Consider the following 22,014-nt stretch of genomic DNA (forward strand, 5'->3'; position numbering starts at 1 on the left):
ATATTAAACTAATAAAATTGACATTATTATATTCTAGCTGTTATTTGAAACAACATATTCAAAAATATGCAGTATTTTCTCTACTCATACCAATTCATCAAGCTAATAACAGCTGCTACTATTGTAATACCTGCAGTTTCTGTGCGTAATATTCTATTACCAAAATTAACGAATTTGATATCATGTATTTTTCTTGCTTGAGCACATTCTTCCTCAGTCCATCCTCCTTCAGGTCCTATCATTATAGATAATTTTTTTGTATTAATTTGTGTTTTTAAAACTTCTGTTAGATTTTGACTATGTATTGGATGACAAAATAAATGTGTTTGGTTTGATATTGATGCTAAGTATCGATCAAATGATATTGGGTTTTCTATAGCCATAAGTTGGTTGCGACCACATTGTGCACTAGCTGATCTGATTATTTTTTCCCAATGTCTTATCTTGTTTTGTAATTTTTCATTGGTTAATTGAACTATACTTCTGTTTGTTTTTAATGGAATTATTTTCTGCACTCCTAACTCAACGGCTTTTTCTATTATAAGATCCATTTTATTGTTAGTCGTTAAAGACTGTACAAGTGTAATCGACCCTTGAAGTTCTATTTCTTTAGAGTTGAATGATAATATTTTTGCATAAGCAGATTCTTTAACAAATGTTATTGTTGCATTATATTCTCCATTTTTTCCATTAAACAATATAATATCATCATTGTTTTGTAGTCTTAAGACTTGTTTAGCGTAATGTGTTATTTCCTTTGGTAATAACACATTTATATCTGGAGATAAATTACTTTCTAAGAAGAAACGAGGTCGACGCATATTTATTAATTTCTCATTAAGAATAAGATATTTTAATACAAACTTGCTAGTTTTTTAAAATATTTTGATAGATTTTGTAATAGTAATAGATATTTATTATAAGAATTTTATCTTTATCTTTTTTCTAAGTGTTAGAATTACAATTTATCAAATAATTTTTAATCAATGAAATCAAAGAGCCTTTATATGAACAAAGACATATATAAATCTAAAATTGTTTTGGCTGATGCCATTCGTGTTCTAGCAATGGATGCAGTGCAGCAAGCTAACTCTGGGCATCCTGGTGCTCCTATGGGTATGGCAGAGATGGCACAGGCAATATGGAAAGATAATTTAAAACATAATCCAAATGATCCAGGATGGATTAATAGAGATCGTTTTGTTTTGTCAAATGGTCACAGTTCTATGTTGCTTTACGCTGTTTTGCATTTAACTGGCTATGATGTTTCAATGAACGATATTAGGAATTTTCGTCAGTTGCATTCTAAAACCCCTGGGCATCCTGAAGTTGGAATTACTCCAGGTATAGAAACAACAACAGGACCTCTTGGTCAGGGGTTAGCTAATGCTGTTGGTATGGCATTAGCAGAATCTTTATTAGCAGAAGAGTTTAATAAGCCAGGTTTTGATATCATAAATCACAATACATATGCAATGGTGGGAGATGGTTGCCTTATGGAAGGCATTTCTCATGAAGTTTGTTCTCTTGCTGGCACGTTAAAATTATCTAAACTAATAGTTTTATACGATGATAATGGTATTTCTATAGATGGAAATGTAAAACATTGGTTTAATGACGATACTGCAGGACGATTCAGAGGATATGGTTGGAACGTTATTACAGATATAAATGGTCATGATGCTTCTGCTATAAATGCAGCTATAAAGTTAGCTCGCTCTCAATCTAAAAAACCAACAATAATTATTTGCAAAACTACCATTGGCAAAGGTTCGCCAAATATGGCAGGTACTCATAATGTGCATGGATCTCCTTTAGGTAAGGATGAGATATTAGCATCTAGAGAATTTCTTGGATGGCCTCATGATCCATTCGTGATTCCTCAAGAAATGTATGATGCTTGGGATGCTAGGGAATCTGGGGAGAAGGCGCAAGCAATATGGAAATCTAAATTTGATTCTTATGCAATTGAATATCCAAGTTTTGCTCATGAACTTAAACGTAGAATGAACGGTGAGTTACCATGTAATTTTGATGAGTTTGTTCAAAACTTTATAAAAACAACAGTTAAAAAAGCAGAAACCTTAGCTACAAGAAAAGCTTCTCAACTTGCAATTGCAGAGATAGCTAATACATTGCCTGAATTTTTAGGAGGTTCTGCTGATTTGACAGGTTCTAACTATACAGATTGGAAAGGAGTTGCTCCTGTTAGAGCTGCTAATGATAAAGGGATATCATTTGGAAGACATATTAATTACGGTGTTCGTGAATTCGGTATGGCTGCAATTATGAATGGTATTGCATTGCATGGAGGCTACTTGCCTTTTGGCGGAACATTTTTAACTTTCTCAGATTATTCTCGTAATGCAATTCGTATGGCTGCCTTAATGAAACAAAGGGTTATACATGTATTCACGCATGATTCTATAGGATTAGGAGAAGATGGTCCCACTCATCAGTCTATTGAACATGTGGCTAGTTTACGTCTGATTCCAAATTTATCAGTATGGAGGCCTTGTGATACTGTAGAAACTGTAGTTGCTTGGGAATATGCAATTAAGAGGCCAGTCAGTGTTGGTATGGATGTTAGAGATGGTGGTCCTACGGCATTATTGCTTTCCAGGCAAAACCTTCCTTTTGTCGAACGTGATTCTTCTACAATTAACTCTATAGAAAAGGGCGGTTATATCCTAAAAGATGTTGACAATGCACAAGCAATAATTATTGCTACAGGTTCAGAAATTGCTATAGCTTTGGATGCCCAAAATAAATTAAATGAATTAGGTATTGGGGTTAGGATAGTTTCTATGCCTAGCACCGATGTTTTTGATAAACAAGATAATAGTTGGAAAGAAAAAGTTTTGCCAGGCAATCTTCCAAAGATTGCAATAGAAGCTGGTGTAACTTCCGGATGGTATAAGTATGTTGGCTTAGATGGTTTGGTTTTAGGTATAGATCGTTATGGAGAATCAGCTCCAGCCGGAGAGTTATTTAAATTTTTTGGATTGACATCAGATAATGTTGTTTCGTCAGTGAAAAAGATTTTGTCATTGAAAGGGGTTTAGTTATGTCTATCAGAGTGGCTATTAATGGTTATGGGCGAATAGGTCGGAATATTTTAAGAGCTCATTATGAAGGTGGAAAAAAACATGATATAGAAATTGTTGCTATAAATGATATGGGCAATGTGGAGTCTAGTGCTCATTTAACAAGATTTGATACTGCCCATGGAAGATTTACAGGTACAGTTTCTGTAGAAAAAGATTGTATGATAGTTAATGGTGACAGAATTAGAATGTTTTCTAATAGGAATCCAGAAGAATTGCCTTGGAGAGATTTAGGTATTGATGTTGTTATGGAGTGCACTGGTATTTTTACATCTAAATCGAAGGCTATGGTGCATATTAATAATGGAGCTAAGAAAGTTGTGATATCTGCTCCAGGTGGTAGTGATGTAGATGCAACTATTGTTTTTGGAGTTAATGATAATTTACTGAAATCTAATCATACAATTATTTCTAATGCTTCTTGTACTACAAATTGTTTGGTGCCTTTAGTTAAACCTCTTCATGATTCTATTGGTATAGAAACAGGTCTTATGACCACAGTGCACTCATATACCAATGATCAAGTTTTAACAGATGTTTCGCATAATGATTTGCGTAGGGCAAGATCTGCAACCATGAATATGATTCCAACAAAAACTGGAGCAGCTGCTGCAGTTGGTTTGGTACTTCCTGATTTAAAAGGCAAGTTAGATGGATATTCAATAAGAGTCCCAACTATTAATGTTTCATTGGTAGATTTATCTTTTGTTGCAAAAAGGAGTACTTCTGTTGATGAGGTAAATGAAACAATTAGATTGGCCTCTGAAGGTTATCTAAAGGGTGTTTTAGAATTTAATCAAGATTTGTTAGTTTCTAGTGATTACAATCACAATCCTGCATCAAGCATTTTTGATTCTACCTTGACAAAGGTATCTGGAAGACTTGTTAAAGTATTTTCATGGTATGACAATGAATGGGGGTTCTCCAATAGAATGCTAGATACTACGATTGCGTTAATGTTTGCCAAGTAGTTCTATTTTTATTTTATGGGCATATTTAGAGTGTAGAGTCTATTATAACAACTCTTGGTATGCCCATTTATTATGTTTAGGTTATCAAGGAGATTTTTAGATGACCAAAGTAAAAACTCTAAGAGAGTTATCAAAATCAGGTTTTTTGCTAAATAAAAAGGTTTTTATTAGGGCCGATTTGAATGTGCCTTTTGATAATGAAGGTCATATCACAGAAGATACTAGGATAAGAGCTTCAGTGCCAGGAATTAGAATGGCTTTGGATGCTGGTGCTGCTGTAATGGTTACGTCTCACTTAGGTCGTCCTAAGGAGGGTATATTTACTAAACAAGATTCTTTGGTAAGGGTTGCTCAACGGTTATCAGAAATTTTAGGTATGCAAATCGAGCTAATTAAAGATTGGGTTGATGGTGTTAAGGTTGCCCCTGGTCAGGTTGTTTTGCTAGAAAACTGCCGTGTAAATGTTGGTGAAAAAAATAATGATGAGGATCTATCACGTAAAATGGCAGCCTTATGTGATGTTTATGTAAATGATGCTTTTGGAACAGCTCACAGGATTGAAGCTAGTACTTATGGTATTGCTAAATTTGCTCCTGTGGCTTGTGCTGGTCCTTTATTAGAACAAGAATTACATGCTCTTGGAAAAGTATTTGAACAACCTAAAAAGCCATTAGTTGCTATTGTAGGAGGATCAAAAGTATCTACAAAATTATCTGTTTTAAGATTCTTATCTCAAAAAGTGGATTATTTGATTGTTGGTGGTGGAATAGCTAATACTTTTATGATGGCGACAGGATTGCCTATTGGAAAATCTTTAGTGGAGCCTGGTGAGTTAGAAAATGCTAATATTATAATTAATAGTATGAGGAATAGAGGTGCTGATGTTCCAATACCAGTGGATGTAGTATGTGCCAAATCTTTTAGTTCCGAATCTTTAGGCGTTTTAAAAAAGTCAGAAGATGTATCCGAAGATGATATGATTTTAGATATAGGACCGGAAACATCTGAGATGTTTGGTTCTATTTTGGAAAGAGCTGGCACTATAGTTTGGAATGGACCAGTTGGTGTTTTTGAATTTAAGAGTTTTGCTAGTGGTACAGAATTTATATCTAAAAAAATAGCAAAAACTAATGCCTTCTCAGTCGCTGGAGGAGGAGATACTTTGGCAGCTATAGATAAATTTGGTGTTCTTAATGAAATTGATTATATTTCAACGGGTGGTGGAGCTTTCTTAGAATTTTTAGAGGGCAAGAAGTTACCTGCTGTATCTATATTAGAAGAACGAGCCAATGACTAGAGTTTTGTTGCAAATATACCAAGTAAAAATAAAATAGCAGATAAAGAAATTGCTGCTGGCAAAGTGAGAATCCATGCCAGCAGTATTTGTTTGACAGTGTTTTTTTGCAGAGTAACTTTATTAGCAACTATTGTCCCAGCTATTCCTGATGATAGTACGTGTGTGGTTGAAACTGGTAGATTTAATAAATTGGCTGCTCCTATTGCCAAAACCGCTGTAACTTGAGCAGAAGCTCCTTGAGCATAAGTCATTCCTTGAGTGCCTATCCTTTCTCCAACTGTCATTACAACTCTTTTCCATCCTATCATTGTCCCACATCCAAGAGCTGTTGCTACAGCAATGACAACCCATAATGGTGCATATTCGATTGTTGATGTTATGTCAGATCTCAGTCTTTCTAAATCTTCTGCTTCAGATGTTGGCAGTTTTTGTTCTCTCATAATATTTTTAGCTATGTCATCAAGACAAAGTAAGTTTTTTCTAGTGTCTATTCTTTGTTTAACAGATAAAAGTTCATATTTAGATAGATTTTTTAGAGTTATATCAATTTCATTTATGGTTATTTTTGTCATTTCTGGATTACAACTTAATTGTGTAGTTATATCAGTATTGATAACCTGTTTATTTATGTCTAGATATTTATTGATATAACTATAATTTCTATTGTAAAAGTCATTTAGGTGAAGAGTTGCGTTTCTTGTTCTATCTATTTGATATGATGTGCTATTTAAGTTTAAAGCATAATTTGCTGGAACTATGCCTATTAATACCAACATTACTAATCCTATTCCTTTCTGCCCATCGTTTGACCCATGTGCAAAGCTAACTCCCATAGCAGATATAACAAGTATCAAACGATTCCAGAATGGAGGGTGTTTCTTAGCTTCTAAAAGCCGTCTTTGCTTAGGAGTATAATGCATATTTGAATTTGGTCTCCAGCTTTTTAACAGAAAAAATATCCATCCTGCTAATATAAATCCTATGATTGGGGATACTATCATGGATAACCCTACATCTATAGCTTTGGCCCAATTGACCCCATCCTGTATTGGTATGCTATTTTCCCATGCATTTGCTAATCCAACACCTAGTATTGATCCAATAAGAGTATGAGAACTAGAGGCTGGTATGCCAAAAAACCATGTTCCAAGATTCCAGATTATCGCTGCAGATACCATAGAAAAAATCATTATTAGACCGCGTGTACTGTTTACGTTTAATAATAATTCTACAGGGAGTAAGTGTACTATGGTGTAGACTATTCCTACACCACCAGTCAGGACTCCTAAAAAGTTGAATATTCCTGCAAGTAGAACTGCTAGTCTAGGAGGCATGGCCTTTGTATATATTACTGTAGCAACAGCATTTGCTGTGTCATGAAATCCATTTATAAATTCATAAATGAGCACGAATGCTAGAGCCATAATAAGGCCAAAACAAACCCAAACACTTAAACCAGAGAATATATTTAGCATAGTTGGCAATATTTTAAAATTGGCATTTTAAATTTTATTTATAAATAAAGATAACAGACTATTCATTATAATACATAATACATAATATAAAGTTATGGTAATGAATATATAAATCTTACTAATCTAGGAATTTAGAGTACAAAACCATACTAAGCTTGATTAGTATGAAACAAATTATGTTTTTTTTAAAGAATTAAATAAAGTTTTTCAACTAAAATAATTTTACTCTATAAAAGTGGTAATATTAATATTAAAAATAATATTTTAAAATACATATTTCATATATGTTTGATTTGATCTTATTGGGAGTTAGCTCTTTATGTCTTTGGTATCTATGCGTCAATTGCTTGATCATGCAGCGGAAAATTGTTATGGCATTCCAGCCTTCAACGTTAACAATTTAGAACAAGTACAGGCTATTATGGAAGCTGCTCATGAAACTAATAGTCCAGTAATAATGCAAGCTTCTGCTGGGGCAAGAAAGTATGCAGGAGAATGTTTTCTGAAAAATCTTATAAAGGCAGCAGTTGAGTCTTACCCTCACATACCTGTGGTGATGCATCAAGATCATGGTCAGTCTCCTAGTATATGTGAGAGCGCTATAAGCATGGGTTTTTCTAGTGTTATGATGGATGGTTCTCTTAGGGAAGATGGTAAAACAGTTGCTGATTATGACTACAATGTTAAGGTTACAAAAAAAGTTGTAGAGATATCACATAAAAAAGGTGTTACTGTCGAGGGAGAGTTAGGATGTTTAGGATCATTAGAAACATTAGAAGGTGATAAAGAGGATGGTCATGGAGCAGATGGCAAATTAACTGTTGAACAATTATTGACAGACCCTAATCAAGCTGTTGATTTTGTAGCTAGAACTCAAATTGATGCTTTGGCTATTGCAATAGGTACTAGTCATGGTGCTTATAAATTTACAAGAAAACCTACTGGAGATATTTTATCTATTAAAAGAATAAAGGAAATACACTCAAGATTACCTAATACACATTTAGTTATGCATGGTAGTTCTAGTGTTCCACAAGATCTCTTGGCAGAAATAAGACAGTTTGGTGGTGATATAAAGGAGACATATGGTGTGCCTGTAGAGGAAATACAGGAGGCCATAAAATATGGTGTTCGAAAAGTTAATATAGATACTGATATTAGGTTAGCTATGACTGCAGCCATACGGAGATTTTTTATAGAGAATCCAAGTAAGTTTGATCCTCGTGAATATTTGAAACCTGCTCGTTTTGCCGCTAAAGAAATATGTACCAAAAGATATTTACAATTTGGATCAGCAGGTTATGCTGATAAAATAACTCCTATAAGTTTGGATAAAATGGCTAGGCGTTATATAAATAGAGATTTCAATTAATAAGTTTAGTGAGTTTTTTTATTAGAGAGGTTCATTATGAATGCATTATTGCAATCTGGTATAAAATCATTACCATTAATTTCTAGAGGTAAGGTACGTGATATTTATGCTGTTGATGATGATAAATTATTAATTGTTGTAACTGATAGAATTTCTGCTTTTGATGTTATTTTGGATGATCCTATTCCTGGTAAGGGTTTAGTATTAAATAAAATGACGGAATTTTGGCTTAATAAACTACAGCATATAGTACCTAATCACTCTACTGGAATTGCTCCTGAAACTGTAGTTTCAGTTGATGAGATAGAATTCGTTAAAGATAGGGCAGTAGTAGTAAAAAGATTGAAGCCAATAATGATTGAGGCTGTTGTTAGAGGTTATCTGATTGGTTCTGGTTGGCAAGAATATCAAAAAACAGGGTCTGTATGCGGAATTAAACTACCAGGTGCTTTAAATAAGGCAAGTAAACTTGAGGAAGTTATTTTTACTCCTGCTGCAAAAGCTGAGCAAGGCTCACACGATGAGAATGTTAGCTTTAGCTATGTTAAAAGTTTGGTTGGCAACGACTTAGCTAATAAAATTAAAGATATCAGCATTCAGTTGTACCAAGAAGCTTATGGATTTGCAATAGCTAGAGGCATCATCATTGCTGATACTAAGTTTGAATTTGGCTTGGATCAAAATGGTGTTTTGTATTTGATGGATGAAGTATTAACTCCAGATTCTTCTCGTTTTTGGCCTCTTGATAGTTATGAGGAAGGATCAAGTCCAGTTTCATTTGACAAGCAATTTGTAAGAGATTGGCTGGAGTTACAAAACTGGAATAAAACTGCCCCTGCTCCTAAGCTTCCAAAGGATGTTATTCAGAAGACTTCAGATAAATATTATGAAGCTCTTGATAGATTTACAAGTTAAATAAATTTTGGTTTTATTTTATCGAGATACTTTATGCAAAAATCAAATGTTCCTATTGTTGGATTGGTTATGGGTTCATCAAGTGATTGGGATATTATGAAACAATCAGCGAGAATCTTGGATGAGTTTAATTTGTTTTATGAGGCTAAAGTAGTTTCTGCTCATAGAATGCCTAAGGAAATGGTAGATTATGCGGTCTCTGCGTCTAGTAGAGGGTTGCAAGGAATAATTGCTGGTGCTGGTGGGGCAGCTCATTTGCCTGGAATGATTGCTTCTTTAACAGAGTTGCCTGTTTTTGGTGTCCCTATACCATCTAAGTATCTATTAGGAGAAGATTCGTTGCTATCGATTGTTCAGATGCCCAAAGGTATTCCAGTAGCTACATTTGCTATTGGAGAGGCAGGAGCTATAAATGCTTCATTACATTTGATAGCAAACTTATCTGTTCATGATGGAGCATTAAGGAATCAACTGAAAGAATATCGGCAACATCAAAATGAATTGGCATGTAGTATGAAACTCCCTTTCTAAATTGTTCAAATATTTGTAAATTATTTTTAGGAATAATGTGATATGTCTTTATTTGATTCTATTAGTTTTATTAAGCCTGGTTCATGGCTTGGTTTGTTGGGTGGTGGTCAATTGGGGAAAATGTTTTGTAATTCAGCACAACAGCTGGGTTACAAAGTAGTGGTCATTGATCCTAGCAATGATAATCCTGCATCTGCTGTGGCTGATTTACATTTACAGTCATCTTATGATGATGAAGATGTCCTTAATCATTTTTCATCTATATGTAAATCTGTGACTGTAGAGTTCGAAAATATACCAGTTCATAGTTTGAGTTTTTTAGCGAAAAAAAAAGTTAGAGTTTGCCCATCATACGAATCAATTGCTATTGCTCAAAATCGTATACTAGAGAAGGAGTTTATAAGTTCCTTAGGTATTGATTTAGCTCCATATGCAGTTTTATATGATTATGAAGATTGCATTAATATAAGTGAGAATTTATTTCCAGGCATTTTGAAAGTTGCTCAATTGGGATATGACGGAAAAGGTCAAATTAGAGTTAAAGATAAGGGGCAGTTAATAAAAGCTTTTGATGATTTAGGTAAAGTTCCATCAGTTTTTGAGAAGATGTTACCTTTAGACCAAGAGTTATCTATTGTTGTTGCTAGAGGTTTTAATGGCAAAACTCAGGAGTTCCCTCCATCTATTAATTTTCATAGCTCAGGTATTCTCTCTAGTTCTATAATTACTAGTTCTAATCATGAAATATACAGTAATATTGATATTTCTAGAGTTAGCTTTATTGCAAAAAAAATTATTGATTCATTAAAATATACTGGAGTGCTGTGTATTGAGTTTTTTATTGTTGGCAATAGAATTATAGTTAATGAAATAGCTCCTAGACCTCATAATAGTGGACATTATTCTATAGAAGCTTGTATTACCAGTCAATTTGAACAGCAAGTTAGAGCAATGGTTGGGTTGCCATTGGGAGATACGTCATTAATGTCTTCTGCTATTATGATTAATTTATTGGGAGACGTGTGGTTTGATAAGTCAAGTGGATTGCAAAGAGAGCCAAATTGGGTGCAGGCGTTAGATATCTTAGGAGCTAAGTTGCATTTATATGGTAAAAATGAGGCAAGAATAGGTCGCAAGATGGGTCATATTACATTGTTGGGTAATGATGTATATGAGTTGAATAAAAGAGCTTATGATCTATGTTCGATAATAGGAATAGATTATGAAAGTGTTTAGTCAAAAAGTTGGTAGAATGGACGGATAAAAATTGGACATTATAGATAAAGCTTTACAATATCTTCTAGCCAGTAAGGTCATTGTGTTTCCAACAGAGACTGTATATGGACTTGGAGCTGATGCTGAAAACATAGAAGCTGTTAGAAAGGTTTACTCGATTAAGGGTCGTCCATTGAGTCATCCTGTGATCCTTCATTTACCTAAAGTAGATGATCTTGCTTATTGGGCTTCTGATATTCCTGATGAGGCATATAAATTGGCTGATATTTTTTGGCCAGGACCTTTAACTTTAGTTTTAAAAAAATCTTCTAATGTTCCAGACATAGTGACTGGAGGGCAGAATACAGTTGGAATAAGGTGTCCATCGCATCCAGTTGCGCAAGAAATTCTTATTGCTTTTGCAAAAAGCAAAAACCATAAAAAAGGAGCTTTAGCTGCTCCTTCTGCTAATATGTTTGGCAAGATATCTCCTACTTGCTCGAGTCATGTATACAATGAATTTAATAAAGAATATTTGAAAGAGATTTTTGTTGTAGATGGTGGGGTTTCAAATATAGGAATTGAATCTACAATTATAGATTTATCAGGTATAAGAGAAGGAAAAAAAGCATCAGTATTGAGGCCAGGGCATATAACAGAAATGAATATTGCGAAAATTATTGAATTAGAATCAAAAGATTTGTCTAGCAATTCAATTGTTGTTTCTGGTTCTCTAAAATCACATTATGCTACTATTACCCCTCTAACTGTTATTGATGATACTTTTTTTTTCTAAAAACTTGTCGGTTTTTGCACAAAAAGTTGATAGATTAGCTGTACTATATTATGGAGATAAACCGATTAATGTCGAAGAAAATATAGATTTGTATTATATGTCTTCTGATCCAATAATTTATGCTAGACATTTATACGCTATGTTGAGGAAAATCGATTCTAAAAAATATTCTAGAATATTTGTTAAAGATTTACCTTTTTTAGCTGAATGGGATGCTATCAGAGATAGATTATATAAAGCGGCTGCAGGTTTTAATTAATATTTATTACTAAATTTTATTAGTATGAACAATCAAATAAGTGAGATAGATGTTTCTGCTCGTTTTATATCTAAGTTTTTAAATTCAATCTGGTTGGAGGAAGGTTTATCTGATAATACAATTATCTCATATAGAAATGACTTGAATTCATTTGCTGCATGGATGGGAAAAATTTTTGCTAAGAATATTATTGATGATGTCAACGTTGAAAGAATTGAAGAATGGTTTGCTAATAACGATGGTTCAATGATAAAGTCATCTACATCTAATAGACGGTTAGCTGCTTTAAAGCGTTTTTATTCATGGGCTATGAGAGAAGGCTTGCTTTTATGCAATCCTTGTCTAAATATAAAAATGGCTAAATCATATAGGAATATTCCGAGCACTCTATCAGAAGAAGAAGTAGAAAAGTTGATAACATCTCCTGATGTAAGCAATGCTCGAGGTCTAAGGGATAGAGCTATGTTAGAAATGCTATACTCAACAGGCCTAAGAGTATCAGAGTTAGTTAGTTTAAAGTTAAGAGATATTAACCTAGATGATGGTGTTGTACATGTGGTTCTTGGTAAAGGCAGTAAAGATAGATTGGTCCCTTTAGGAGAAGAGTGTATTTTCTGGATATGTAAATATTTGGAGGATTCACGTAGTCGTATTATAAAGTATAAAAACAGTGAAGTTTTATTCGTTACAAATCAATTGACATCGATGTCTAGGCAAGCATTTTGGCAATTAGTTAAAAAATATGCTTTGTTAGCGCAAATTAATATTCCTATTTCTCCCCATGTTTTACGTCATGCCTTTGCTACTCACCTACTAAATCATGGGGCTGATCTAAGGGTAGTACAATTGTTATTAGGTCATTCTGATATTTCAAGCACGCAGATTTACACACATGTAGCAAATGAAAGGCTTAAGACTTTACATTTAAAACACCATCCTCGCGGCTAAATAGAAGTATTTTCTATTTAGAACTAAATATGTTATACCACCTGGCCTCGCCGAGTGGAATTGAACCACTAACTGACCCTTAGGAGGGGTCTGTTATATCCATTTAACTACGGCGAGAATGTTTTCTTATTAAAAATAGAAATATGATTTTCAGTCATTTTCTAGATGAGATTTTTTGTTTGATTCTTAATTATATTTATTCTTATTTTCATTATTATGCAGAACTCAATTTTTGAAAAAATTAATATCCAAGATATTTGTAGTACTCCAGCAAATGAAATATTGATTTTGACTTCTAGTAAGCGTCAGGCTAGTCGTTTGAAGAATGATATTATAGAACAAGTAAAAAAAACGCAAAAAACACAAGAACTACCAGAGATTTTGCCATTAAATTCCTGGGTTGTAAAGGTTTTTGATAATATATCTTCTTTCTTTAATCATAAAAATGACATTGTTTATGTTCTAAACCAAATAAGTGAACAAATGTTGTGGGATAAAGTAATTAAGATGGAAGAGTCTGAGAATTATTTATTAAATTTTCATCAAGCTTCTATTTTAGCTATGGAGGCAAAGCAATTAATTCATGAGCTATGTTTAGATATTTCTAGTAATCATTCAAATGAAGAGTATAAAAGATTTATTCACTGGAAAAACTGTTATTACAATGAATTAAAAAAGATAAATGCAGTAGATTTTGATTATATATATGAATACATCATAAATTTCATTGATCGAAAAGACATTATATTTCCTAAATATGTAGTTTTATTTGGATTTATAGAAATATCTCCAAGATTATCAAGATTGTTGAAAAAAATATTATATTTCGGTTCATCTGTAAAATTATTTACCCATTCTGTAGTTCGCAGTAACGAGAGTTATATTTGTGCATGTGATAGTGTTCAGGATGAATGGAGACAGTCCGCAATTTGGATTTCAAAAGAACTTATGAAGAATCCTAATGGTAAGTATGCAATTGTTACTCCACATCTGGATAAACAAGCGCCTATGGCTAAACGTATATTAGAAAATTATTTCAGTGTCAATGAGCCATTGTTAGAGTTTAATATTTCATCAGCTAGGTCTTGTATTGATTGGCCTATTACTAATGTCGCTATATCTTGGTTGGATTTTTTTGCTAATGTTGCTTTTTATAAAAATTGTGAAGTGGCTCTTTTTAGTTCAGTTTTATTAAGAGGATGTTGTATTGATGATGTTAATTTATTTGATTTATATACTTCTGTAGAGCTTGAAATAAGAAGTAAATATTATTTAAATATCACATTGGATAATATTTTAAGAGAATTACAAAATACTAGATTAGGAAAATGCCTATCTATTGTCTTTTCTAGATGGATTAACCAATGTTTGAGGATAGAATCTTGGGTTAGAGTAATAAGATTTTCACTTGATTCTATTCATTTTCCAGGTGAAAAAAAAATAGATAGTGAGACATATCAAACTATAGAAAATCTTGATGCTCTATTTGATAATTTTGTATTACTAGATCCTTTATTCGGGCATTTAAATTCTATAGAGGTAATAAAATTATTTAAAACGTTTGCTAGAAGAAGTTGTTTTCAAATAAAAGATAATTCTTCTTCTGTTTTTGAAGTGCTTGATATACAAGATGCTGTTAATGTTAAATGGGATGCTTTGTGGGTTATAGGAATGGACCAGGAAAAATTTCCTTCATCCCCAAGCCCTAATCCTTTTCTGCCTTTGTCTGTGTTAAGAGCAAATAATGTTCCTAGGTCAACTCCAGAGAGAGAATATATTTGGGCACAAAAAATCTATAATGGGCTTATTGCATCAGCTAATATGATTATATTTAGTTATTCAAAAACAATAGATGAGCAAATAACAGCACCTTCATTTCTGATAAGTAAAGATTCTAAAGAGAGAGTTTGCATAAGTTATAAAGATACTTTTTATAAAGTTCCTATAGATATTATTAATGACTCAAAAGGTCCTATTACTGATTCTAATGAGATCAATGTTATTAGTGGAATTGGTCTTCTCGAGGCCCAATCAAGATGTCCTTTATGGGCATTCGCAAAATATAGATTAGGGGCATCTCGTTTGCCGTCTTATGATATAAATGATAGGTATAGCCTTAAAAGAGGAATTTTAATTCATGATTCTTTAGCAGAATTTTGGAAAACAGTTAAAGATCATTCAGTTCTTTTAGAAACTCCTACGCACATTTTAGACAATCTATTACTAGACTGCATTCATAATGTTTCACGAAAAAATATGTTTGTTTATGGGAATACTTTACTAAATCTCGAAATTGAACGAACCTTTACAATTATAAAAAATTTTCTATTTCTAGAAAAAGATAGATTGCAGTTTAAAATTATGTTTTTAGAACAAGATATTAATTGGCAATATAAAAACATATCTTTAAATTTAAGACCAGATAGAATTGATTTTTTATCAGAAGGTAAGATATTAATCATAGATTATAAGACAGGCAACTCACTTTTTTATCCAGAGAAAGATTGGGCTCGAATAAGGCCTATAAATTTGCAACTTCCTATATATTCATTAGCTTGTCTTAATACATTATGCTTAGATACGCAAGGATTAGCAGTTTTTTTTATAAATGCTAAAGAATTATCGGTTAAAGGTCTATCTATTGAAGATATTGGGTTGCCAAATATTACTTTGCTTAGTGATGTTTTGTGGAATGACATGATTAATAAATTATATAAAAAAATTACTTTTATTCTAGATGAATATATAAATGGAGTTGCTGATAATAAATATTTTTCTGAGGAAGATCTAAGATTTTGTGATGTCATGCCTTTTTTGCGTTTAAATCTCAATGAATAGTATATATGTCTGAAAATATAAAAGATTTTAAGATCAGGGAAGAAGCCTTAAATATTCACGAGTCTTTCATTGTACAAGCTCCTGCCGGTTCAGGTAAAACAGAGCTTTTAACAAATCGTTTTTTAGCATTATTGTCAAATGTTCTTGTTCCAGAGGAAATTGTAGCTATTACGTTTACACGTAAAGCAGCTAATGAAATGAGGCGTCGTATTATAGAAAGATTACAAATCGCTAAAGATACGGAAATTTATAATGATGAGCCTTTTAGCTTAAAATTATCTAGAGAAGTCTTAAAAAGAGACTCTTTATTTGGGTGGAATATTTTGCAGCATCCAGCCAGATTAATGATAAAAACATTTGATTCTTTCTGTGCTCAAATTGTTTCAAATTTGCCTTGGCTATCAAGAATGGGAGGATTACCAGTTATCTCTAGCGATATGCAGTTCCATTATGATTCTGCTGCTAAATCAACAATAGCCTTAATCGATAAATTTGATTATGTAAAAAGTTTATTATTAAACCTAGATTTAGATATAAATTTTGCAACAAGACTCATATCAGACATGCTTAAAAAACGAGACCAGTGGTTGCCAATTTTGAGATATGGCCTTGATAAAGAATTGATAGAATCAAATTTAAAATTGACAATAGAGAATGACATATCAAGGTTGTTGAAAGAATTACCTGAAAATTGGCAAAGTTCTATACAGGAGCCTATAAGAATAGCAGCAAAAAATCTGTATAAAATTAATCCTAATAATGTTTTGGAGCCATTGCTAGATTGGGATTATCTTATTAGTAATAAAATTAGTGATTTACGCAAATGGAAGGCTATTGCATCATTATTTTTAACAGCAAAAAAAACATTACGTAGTACTAAATCTTTTAATAAGAGTCTTGGTTTTGATTCAGGCTCTTCTTCCAAGGAAATTTTAATAAATTGGTTAAATTCAATGGGTTCAAATTCTTCTTGGGTTTCTCATCTCGCAATGATTAGTTACGCTCCAGATCCTTTTTTGACTGATAAACAATGGAGAGATTTGACTGTTCAATTAAAAACTTTATCTTTGTCTGTAGCAAATCTTATATTGCGTTTTAATAATGTATCCGAAGTAGATTTTATAGAAATAACACAAAGAGCATCAATAGCTTTAGGTAGTGATGATTATCCGAATGATCTTTTATTAAAACTAGATAACAAAATTAATCATATACTGATAGATGAGTTTCAAGACACTAGTAGGGCTCATTTCGATATTATAAAAAAATTGATTTCTGGTTGGCAAAATGATGATGGAAGGACATTATTCTTGGTAGGTGATCCGATGCAATCAATATACAGTTTTAGAAAAGCGGAGGTTGGTCTTTTTTTACAGGTTATAGAAAATGGTATTGGTTGTTTGAAACCAAAGCATTTAAAACTTGTAAATAACTTTCGTTCCCATCCTATAATTGTTAATTGGATTAATGGAGTTTTTAAAGAAATTTTTCCTAATAAAAACGATGAGGATTTAGGAGCTGTGTCTTATACTGATTCTGTCACCTCTCTTCATGATGCGCCAGATTCTTTGATTAAATTTCATTGTGTTCAAGGTACGGAAAATCGAGAGGCTAGGTTAGCTCAGACAGCAATAAACATTATTCAAGAAACGATTAATAACTATGGTATTAATCATACTATTGCGGTTTTAGTACGATCTCGTAATAACATTAACTATCTAACTTCTTTAATGAGTCAGAATAACATTAGATTTAGGTCTGTTGATATCGTACCTTTAGCTAATAAGCCAGTTGTATCTGATTTACTACAGCTTATAAGGGCTCTAAAACATCCAGGTGATAGACTTGCTTGGTTATCAATATTGAGATCTCCTTTTTTTGGTTTGACCTTAGATAATATGCATAAATTGTTTGGTAATGATCATAAGACACCGGTTCCTTTCCTATTAAATAATTTTTTTGGATCTGGTAATTCAGAATTTGATTTGTTTGATGAAAATCAAATGTCAGTTTTTCTTAAGCTTGGTTTAACTAACTTAGATTGTATGCGATTGTTTAGGTTGAAAGATTTGCTATCTTCTTATAGTTGCTTTAATAATATGTCACCAGCATTGTTTATACAGTCTTTGTGGAATAATTTAGGCGGCTCTAGTGTTTATAGCGACAAGGATGCATCCGGTGATGCAGAGCTGATTTTCGATTTGATTGATGAGTCATTTCCTTATGGTGAAATAGATATAGAGCAGCTGGAGCGCAAAGTTAATAATTTGTATGCTTCATCTAATGTTGCTTCTAAAGATGCAGTTGTTGATATTATGACTATCCACAAAGCAAAAGGTTTGGAGTTTGATTCAGTTTTATTATATGGTTTGCATCAATCTATGAAAAGTGATCAAGAGCCATTAATAAGATTCGAATCAAATTCAAGTGGTGTATTATTCTCTCCAGCAAAACCAAAAATAGATCTTGAACTTGATAAAATGTCTAGTTATTTGAAATACCGTAATAAGGTGAAGACTTCATATGAGTTAGATCGATTGCTTTATGTTGCAGCTACTAGATCAAAAAAAAATTTGCATTTAATCTCTAGCGTTGTAGTAGATGACGATGGAAAAATTATGCCTCCTGTTTCAGATAGTTTATTAAGTAGGTTATGTAATAAAATGGATATTCAGAATATCATTATGAACAATGATATTCTAGATGAAAACCAAAATGCTCTTGCTTCAAAAAAATTAGGAAATAAATTATTACATAGAGTTTCTACAGAAGGTATTTCTATATTAGATAAAAATAGGAAAAATTTGTTTTTGAAATATAACGATGCATATCATAAGGAGTGGAGCCGTCAACACGATTACCAATCCATTTTAGGAACAGTCATGCATTTTTGGTTGAATCGCATTGGAATTGATAGTGTGAATTTATGGAATATTAATAAATTAAAATCTCACAGAGAACTTATATACAGACAGCTAATAAAAAATGGAATTCCGTATTCTAAGGCTGATGAATATACATGTATAATATTTAGGGCTTTAGAGAATACTCTGACAGATGATAGAGGTATATGGTTATTATCACATCATAATAACTCACATAGAGAATGGTCTTTGGTGGATAGTAAAGGAATAATTTCAGTCTTAGATCTTGCAATAGATCTAGGAGATAAATGGTTAATTGTTGATTACAAATTATCAGATATAAAAGAAAATGAGACATATAATAGTTTTATTAATAGGATAAAACAAGCTTATATAGCTCAGTTAACAAGGTATCGTGATGCATTAAATAAGTTTGACGGTAGAAAATCTTATGCAGCTATATATTGCCCGTTACCTAGGATATGGATTGAATGTTGTTAAATCTTGTTACTTTTTCTTACTGTTTTTATAGTTAATGATTTTTTTTGTTGATAGCTTTATTATGTTAAAATTCAGATGGGCGGTATTATCTTTGCATGATGATGTAGTGAACTTGGTCAGATTGGGAACAAAGCAGCCATAACTATAGATATTTCAGTGCAAAAGATTTTACCGCCTTATTCTCTTAATTTAATTAGGTGTTAGTGTATTTAATGAGTTATTTAGTTTTAGCTAGGAAATGGCGACCTAAGTCTTTTGATGAGGTCGTAGGGCAAGATCATGTTGTAAAAGCTTTGGTAAACTCACTGAATTCTCAGCGTTTGCATCATGCTTGGTTATTTTCAGGAATAAGAGGGGTAGGGAAAACTTCTCTGGCTAGAATATTGGCAAAATCATTAAATTGTGAGAGAGGAATCACATCAAAGCCATGTGGTACATGCTCTTCTTGCAGAGGAATTGACTCAGGGGGATCATTAGACTATTTAGAGCTAGATGCAGCCTCTAATAGAGGTGTAGAGGAAATGTCTAATCTCCTTTCTCAAGCTAATTATACTCCTGTCATCGGTAGATTTAAAGTATTTCTAGTTGACGAAGTACACATGCTTACTAACCATGCCTTTAATTCTATATTGAAAACATTAGAAGAACCGCCAGATCATGTGAAGTTTATTTTTGCCACAACTGATCTTCATAAGATCCCAATAACAGTACTTTCTCGTTGTTTGTGTTTTAACTTGAGGAAGATGTCAGATAATTATCTAATAAAACAATTGTCTGTAATATTGTCGAACGAAAGAATATCTTTTGATGAATCATCACTAGTGATGATTGCGAGATTGGCTAAAGGTTCCATGCGAGATGCATTGTCTTTGACTGATCAAGCTATATCTTATGGGGATGGAGTAATAAGCATAGTTGCTTTAAGAGAAATGTTTGGCATGGTTGATTCAGCAAAGGTTATCCATCTTTTGCAATCTATTTTACTTAATGACGTGAAGTCATTAATAGATATAGCTGACAATGTAATTGATAGTGGCTTTTCATATGAAACTTTTTTATCAGATTTAGCAATTTTATTGTCTAGAGTTGCTATTATACAACATTTTTCAGATTCTGAAATTAATGATATAGATTTAATTTCTTTTAAAGACAATATTTCTCCAGATTTGACTCAGCTATTATATGCGGTGGTAACTCATAGTTCTCAAGAGCTGGCACAATCACCAGATCAATATAGTGGTTTTTTGATGATTTGTTTCAGATTGTTATCTTTAGCATCACAATTTAGTAATAATAATTTTATTAATGAATCACTACCTAAGTTGAATAATAGTGAGATTTATAATAGCACTAAACAAGAATTATCTATTTCATCTAATAAAAATATTTTTGTTAATGAGCAGAAAAATGATTTAGTCTTGTTGAAGAAGGCTGCTGAGATTAATATTGTTGAAGATAAAGATTCCAAAAAATTAGACAAAAAAAATATAGATTTTGACTTGGTATCGTTTTCTAACAATGATTGGTTAGAGCTTGTTCCTAAGTTATCTCTGCATGGTTTTGTTCTTGAGTTAGCTAGACAAAGTGAATTTGTAAAAGTATTTGAAAATAATTTTACAATTAGAGTTTCTATTCCTACATTGGCTAGTCATGAAAACAAATTACGTTTGCAAACAGTTCTCAGTGAATATTTTGATATGACTATCAAATTAGATATATTGGTTGGCGCTACTGGGGATAAAACAGCGCATGCTCGTTCTCAGGCACAACAGCTCTATAAAAAAAAACAGCTAGAACAAATTGTTGATGATGATCCTTTTGTAAAAGAAGTGGTTGCAACTTTGGATGGTGACGTTCTTATTGATTCTATTTCTGAGTTAGATTAACGTTTTTGTAATGGCAATATTAATATGTCAATTTTAAGGTCCGTATATTATGAAAAATCAAATTGCAGGATTGATGCGTCAGGCGCAGCAAGTACAAGAAAATATGAAAAAAGTCCAAGATTCTTTAGCAGATATAGAAGTTGAAGGGTCTTCTGGTGGAGGCTTAGTAAGCATTAACATGACTTGTAAATATGATGTTAAGAAAATTAAAATAGATCCAAGTTTATTATCTGAAGATAAAGATATGTTGGAAGATTTGTTGGCAGCTGCTTTTAACGATGCTGTACGTAAAGCAGAGCAATTATCACAAGAAAAAGTATCTGCTATTACAGCTGGTTTTCCAATGCCAGGTGGCATGAAATTTCCATTTTAGAGTAAAATTTATTCATTTAAAAATCGTGCCAATTTACGGAATATTTATGGAAGAGCAGCAAATAAGTGAACCTGAGCCTTTAATTAATCTAATTAAGGCTTTAAAACGCCTTCCTGGAATAGGTATAAGGTCAGCTAGGAGAATAGCTTACCATTTGATGCAATATGACTTGCAAGGTGCAAATTCACTAAGTATTGCTTTGTCAGAAGCTACTGGTAGTTTGCAACATTGTATTAGTTGTAATAGTTTTTCTGAAACAGACTTATGCGTTACATGTTCCAGTTCTTTCAGAGATAAGAGTTTGTTATGTATAGTCGAAACTCCATCTGATTTAATTAATTTAGAAGCAAGTCATGGTTATAAGGGTTTGTATTATGTATTAATGGGCAGAATATCGCCATTGGATGGCATTGGTCCAAAAGAATTAAATTTTCATAAAATTTCTGAAAGAATAAACAAAGGTGGTATAGAAGAGGTGATCATTGCCACTGGATTTACTGCTGAAGGTGAAACGACAGCTCAGTTTTTAATTGATATGTTGGTGCCTTTTGGCATAAAGACTAGTCGTTTGGCAAGAGGAGTTCCTGCAGGTAGCGAATTGGAATATATCGATGCAGGAACTATAGCTTGGGCTTTGATGGACCGTAAGTCTAATTTATAAAAATT

Annotated in this window: 17 protein-coding genes, 1 tRNA gene and 1 other RNA gene; 16 read left to right on the forward strand and 3 right to left on the reverse strand. The window is 32.6% G+C overall.

The genetic code is table 11. The annotated features are described in order from the left end of the window. Positions 1-80 precede the first annotated feature (80 nt). A complete protein-coding gene (locus tag CKCE_RS03640) occupies positions 81-821 on the reverse strand; it encodes a 16S rRNA (uracil(1498)-N(3))-methyltransferase (RefSeq protein ID WP_015238962.1) in 741 nt (246 codons plus the stop codon). A 186-nt stretch (positions 822-1,007) separates the two neighbouring features. On the opposite strand from CKCE_RS03640, the gene tkt reads away from it, so the two are divergent. The 3 genes from tkt (at position 1,008) to CKCE_RS03655 (ending at position 5,375) form a co-directional block, all read left to right on the forward strand. Next, positions 1,008-3,065: a transketolase gene (gene tkt, locus CKCE_RS03645; protein ID WP_015238963.1), complete on the forward strand. Its 2,058-nt coding sequence runs from the start codon at positions 1,008-1,010 to the stop codon at positions 3,063-3,065. Between the two features lie 2 nt (positions 3,066-3,067). Continuing rightward, the gene (gap, locus tag CKCE_RS03650) at positions 3,068-4,078 is read left to right on the forward strand and encodes a type I glyceraldehyde-3-phosphate dehydrogenase (RefSeq protein WP_015238964.1); all 1,011 of its coding nucleotides are present in this window, start codon (positions 3,068-3,070) and stop codon (positions 4,076-4,078) included. A 100-nt stretch (positions 4,079-4,178) separates the two neighbouring features. Next, entirely contained in the window at positions 4,179-5,375 is a 1,197-nt protein-coding gene (locus tag CKCE_RS03655) for a phosphoglycerate kinase (protein WP_015238965.1), read from the forward strand. Here the strand turns inward: CKCE_RS03655 and CKCE_RS03660 are convergent. Continuing rightward, positions 5,372-6,850 carry an inorganic phosphate transporter gene (locus CKCE_RS03660; protein ID WP_015238966.1) on the reverse strand — a complete coding sequence of 493 codons (1,479 nt, stop codon included), beginning with the start codon at positions 6,848-6,850 and terminating at the stop codon, positions 5,372-5,374. The genes CKCE_RS03655 and CKCE_RS03660 overlap by 4 nt on opposite strands. Positions 6,851-7,169: 319 nt before the next feature. Between CKCE_RS03660 and fba the strand changes: the two genes are divergently transcribed. From fba to xerD, 7 genes are all read left to right on the forward strand, one after another. Further along, a complete protein-coding gene (gene fba / locus CKCE_RS03665) occupies positions 7,170-8,222 on the forward strand; it encodes a class II fructose-bisphosphate aldolase (protein ID WP_015238967.1) in 1,053 nt (350 codons plus the stop codon). 36 nt (positions 8,223-8,258) lie between these two features. Further along, the gene (locus tag CKCE_RS03670; RefSeq protein WP_015238968.1) at positions 8,259-9,137 is read left to right on the forward strand and encodes a phosphoribosylaminoimidazolesuccinocarboxamide synthase; all 879 of its coding nucleotides are present in this window, start codon (positions 8,259-8,261) and stop codon (positions 9,135-9,137) included. Positions 9,138-9,170: 33 nt separating this feature from the next. Continuing rightward, complete coding sequence (gene purE, locus CKCE_RS03675; protein ID WP_015238969.1) at positions 9,171-9,668, forward strand: 5-(carboxyamino)imidazole ribonucleotide mutase; 498 nt, start codon at positions 9,171-9,173, stop codon at positions 9,666-9,668. 42 nt (positions 9,669-9,710) lie between these two features. Continuing rightward, the gene (locus CKCE_RS03680) at positions 9,711-10,904 is read left to right on the forward strand and encodes a 5-(carboxyamino)imidazole ribonucleotide synthase (protein ID WP_015238970.1); all 1,194 of its coding nucleotides are present in this window, start codon (positions 9,711-9,713) and stop codon (positions 10,902-10,904) included. An 82-nt stretch (positions 10,905-10,986) separates the two neighbouring features. Further along, the gene (locus tag CKCE_RS03685; RefSeq protein WP_015238971.1) at positions 10,987-11,679 is read left to right on the forward strand and encodes an L-threonylcarbamoyladenylate synthase; all 693 of its coding nucleotides are present in this window, start codon (positions 10,987-10,989) and stop codon (positions 11,677-11,679) included. Further along, positions 11,660-11,938, forward strand: coding sequence for a Sua5 family C-terminal domain-containing protein (locus tag CKCE_RS04040; protein WP_015238972.1), 279 nt, complete (start codon positions 11,660-11,662; stop codon positions 11,936-11,938). The genes CKCE_RS03685 and CKCE_RS04040 overlap by 20 nt, the downstream gene beginning before the upstream one ends. Before the next feature lie 24 nt (positions 11,939-11,962). Continuing rightward, entirely contained in the window at positions 11,963-12,886 is a 924-nt protein-coding gene (gene xerD, locus CKCE_RS03690) for a site-specific tyrosine recombinase XerD (protein ID WP_015238973.1), read from the forward strand. Between the two features lie 42 nt (positions 12,887-12,928). On the opposite strand, the gene CKCE_RS03695 is transcribed toward xerD, so the two are convergent. Then, positions 12,929-13,003: transfer RNA gene (locus CKCE_RS03695), tRNA-Arg, on the reverse strand. A 99-nt stretch (positions 13,004-13,102) separates the two neighbouring features. Here CKCE_RS03695 and CKCE_RS03700 point away from each other — a divergent pair. From CKCE_RS03700 to recR, 6 genes are all read left to right on the forward strand, one after another. Beyond that, a complete protein-coding gene (locus CKCE_RS03700; RefSeq protein WP_015238974.1) occupies positions 13,103-15,724 on the forward strand; it encodes a PD-(D/E)XK nuclease family protein in 2,622 nt (873 codons plus the stop codon). Positions 15,725-15,729: 5 nt separating this feature from the next. Beyond that, positions 15,730-19,089: a UvrD-helicase domain-containing protein gene (locus tag CKCE_RS03705; protein ID WP_015238975.1), complete on the forward strand. Its 3,360-nt coding sequence runs from the start codon at positions 15,730-15,732 to the stop codon at positions 19,087-19,089. Between the two features lie 85 nt (positions 19,090-19,174). Next, positions 19,175-19,260: signal recognition particle sRNA small type (gene ffs / locus CKCE_RS03965), an RNA gene on the forward strand. Positions 19,261-19,301: 41 nt separating this feature from the next. After that, complete coding sequence (dnaX, locus tag CKCE_RS03710) at positions 19,302-20,975, forward strand: DNA polymerase III subunit gamma/tau (protein ID WP_015238976.1); 1,674 nt, start codon at positions 19,302-19,304, stop codon at positions 20,973-20,975. A gap of 46 nt (positions 20,976-21,021) precedes the next feature. Then, positions 21,022-21,348: a YbaB/EbfC family nucleoid-associated protein gene (locus CKCE_RS03715; protein WP_192810998.1), complete on the forward strand. Its 327-nt coding sequence runs from the start codon at positions 21,022-21,024 to the stop codon at positions 21,346-21,348. A gap of 46 nt (positions 21,349-21,394) precedes the next feature. Next, entirely contained in the window at positions 21,395-22,009 is a 615-nt protein-coding gene (recR, locus tag CKCE_RS03720; RefSeq protein ID WP_015238978.1) for a recombination mediator RecR, read from the forward strand. The last annotated feature ends 5 nt before the right edge of the window (positions 22,010-22,014 follow it).

Origin of the sequence: Candidatus Kinetoplastibacterium crithidii (ex Angomonas deanei ATCC 30255) (assembly GCF_000319225.1) — a bacterium.
In the GTDB taxonomy this organism is placed as follows: domain Bacteria; phylum Pseudomonadota; class Gammaproteobacteria; order Burkholderiales; family Burkholderiaceae_B; genus Kinetoplastidibacterium; species Kinetoplastidibacterium crithidii_B.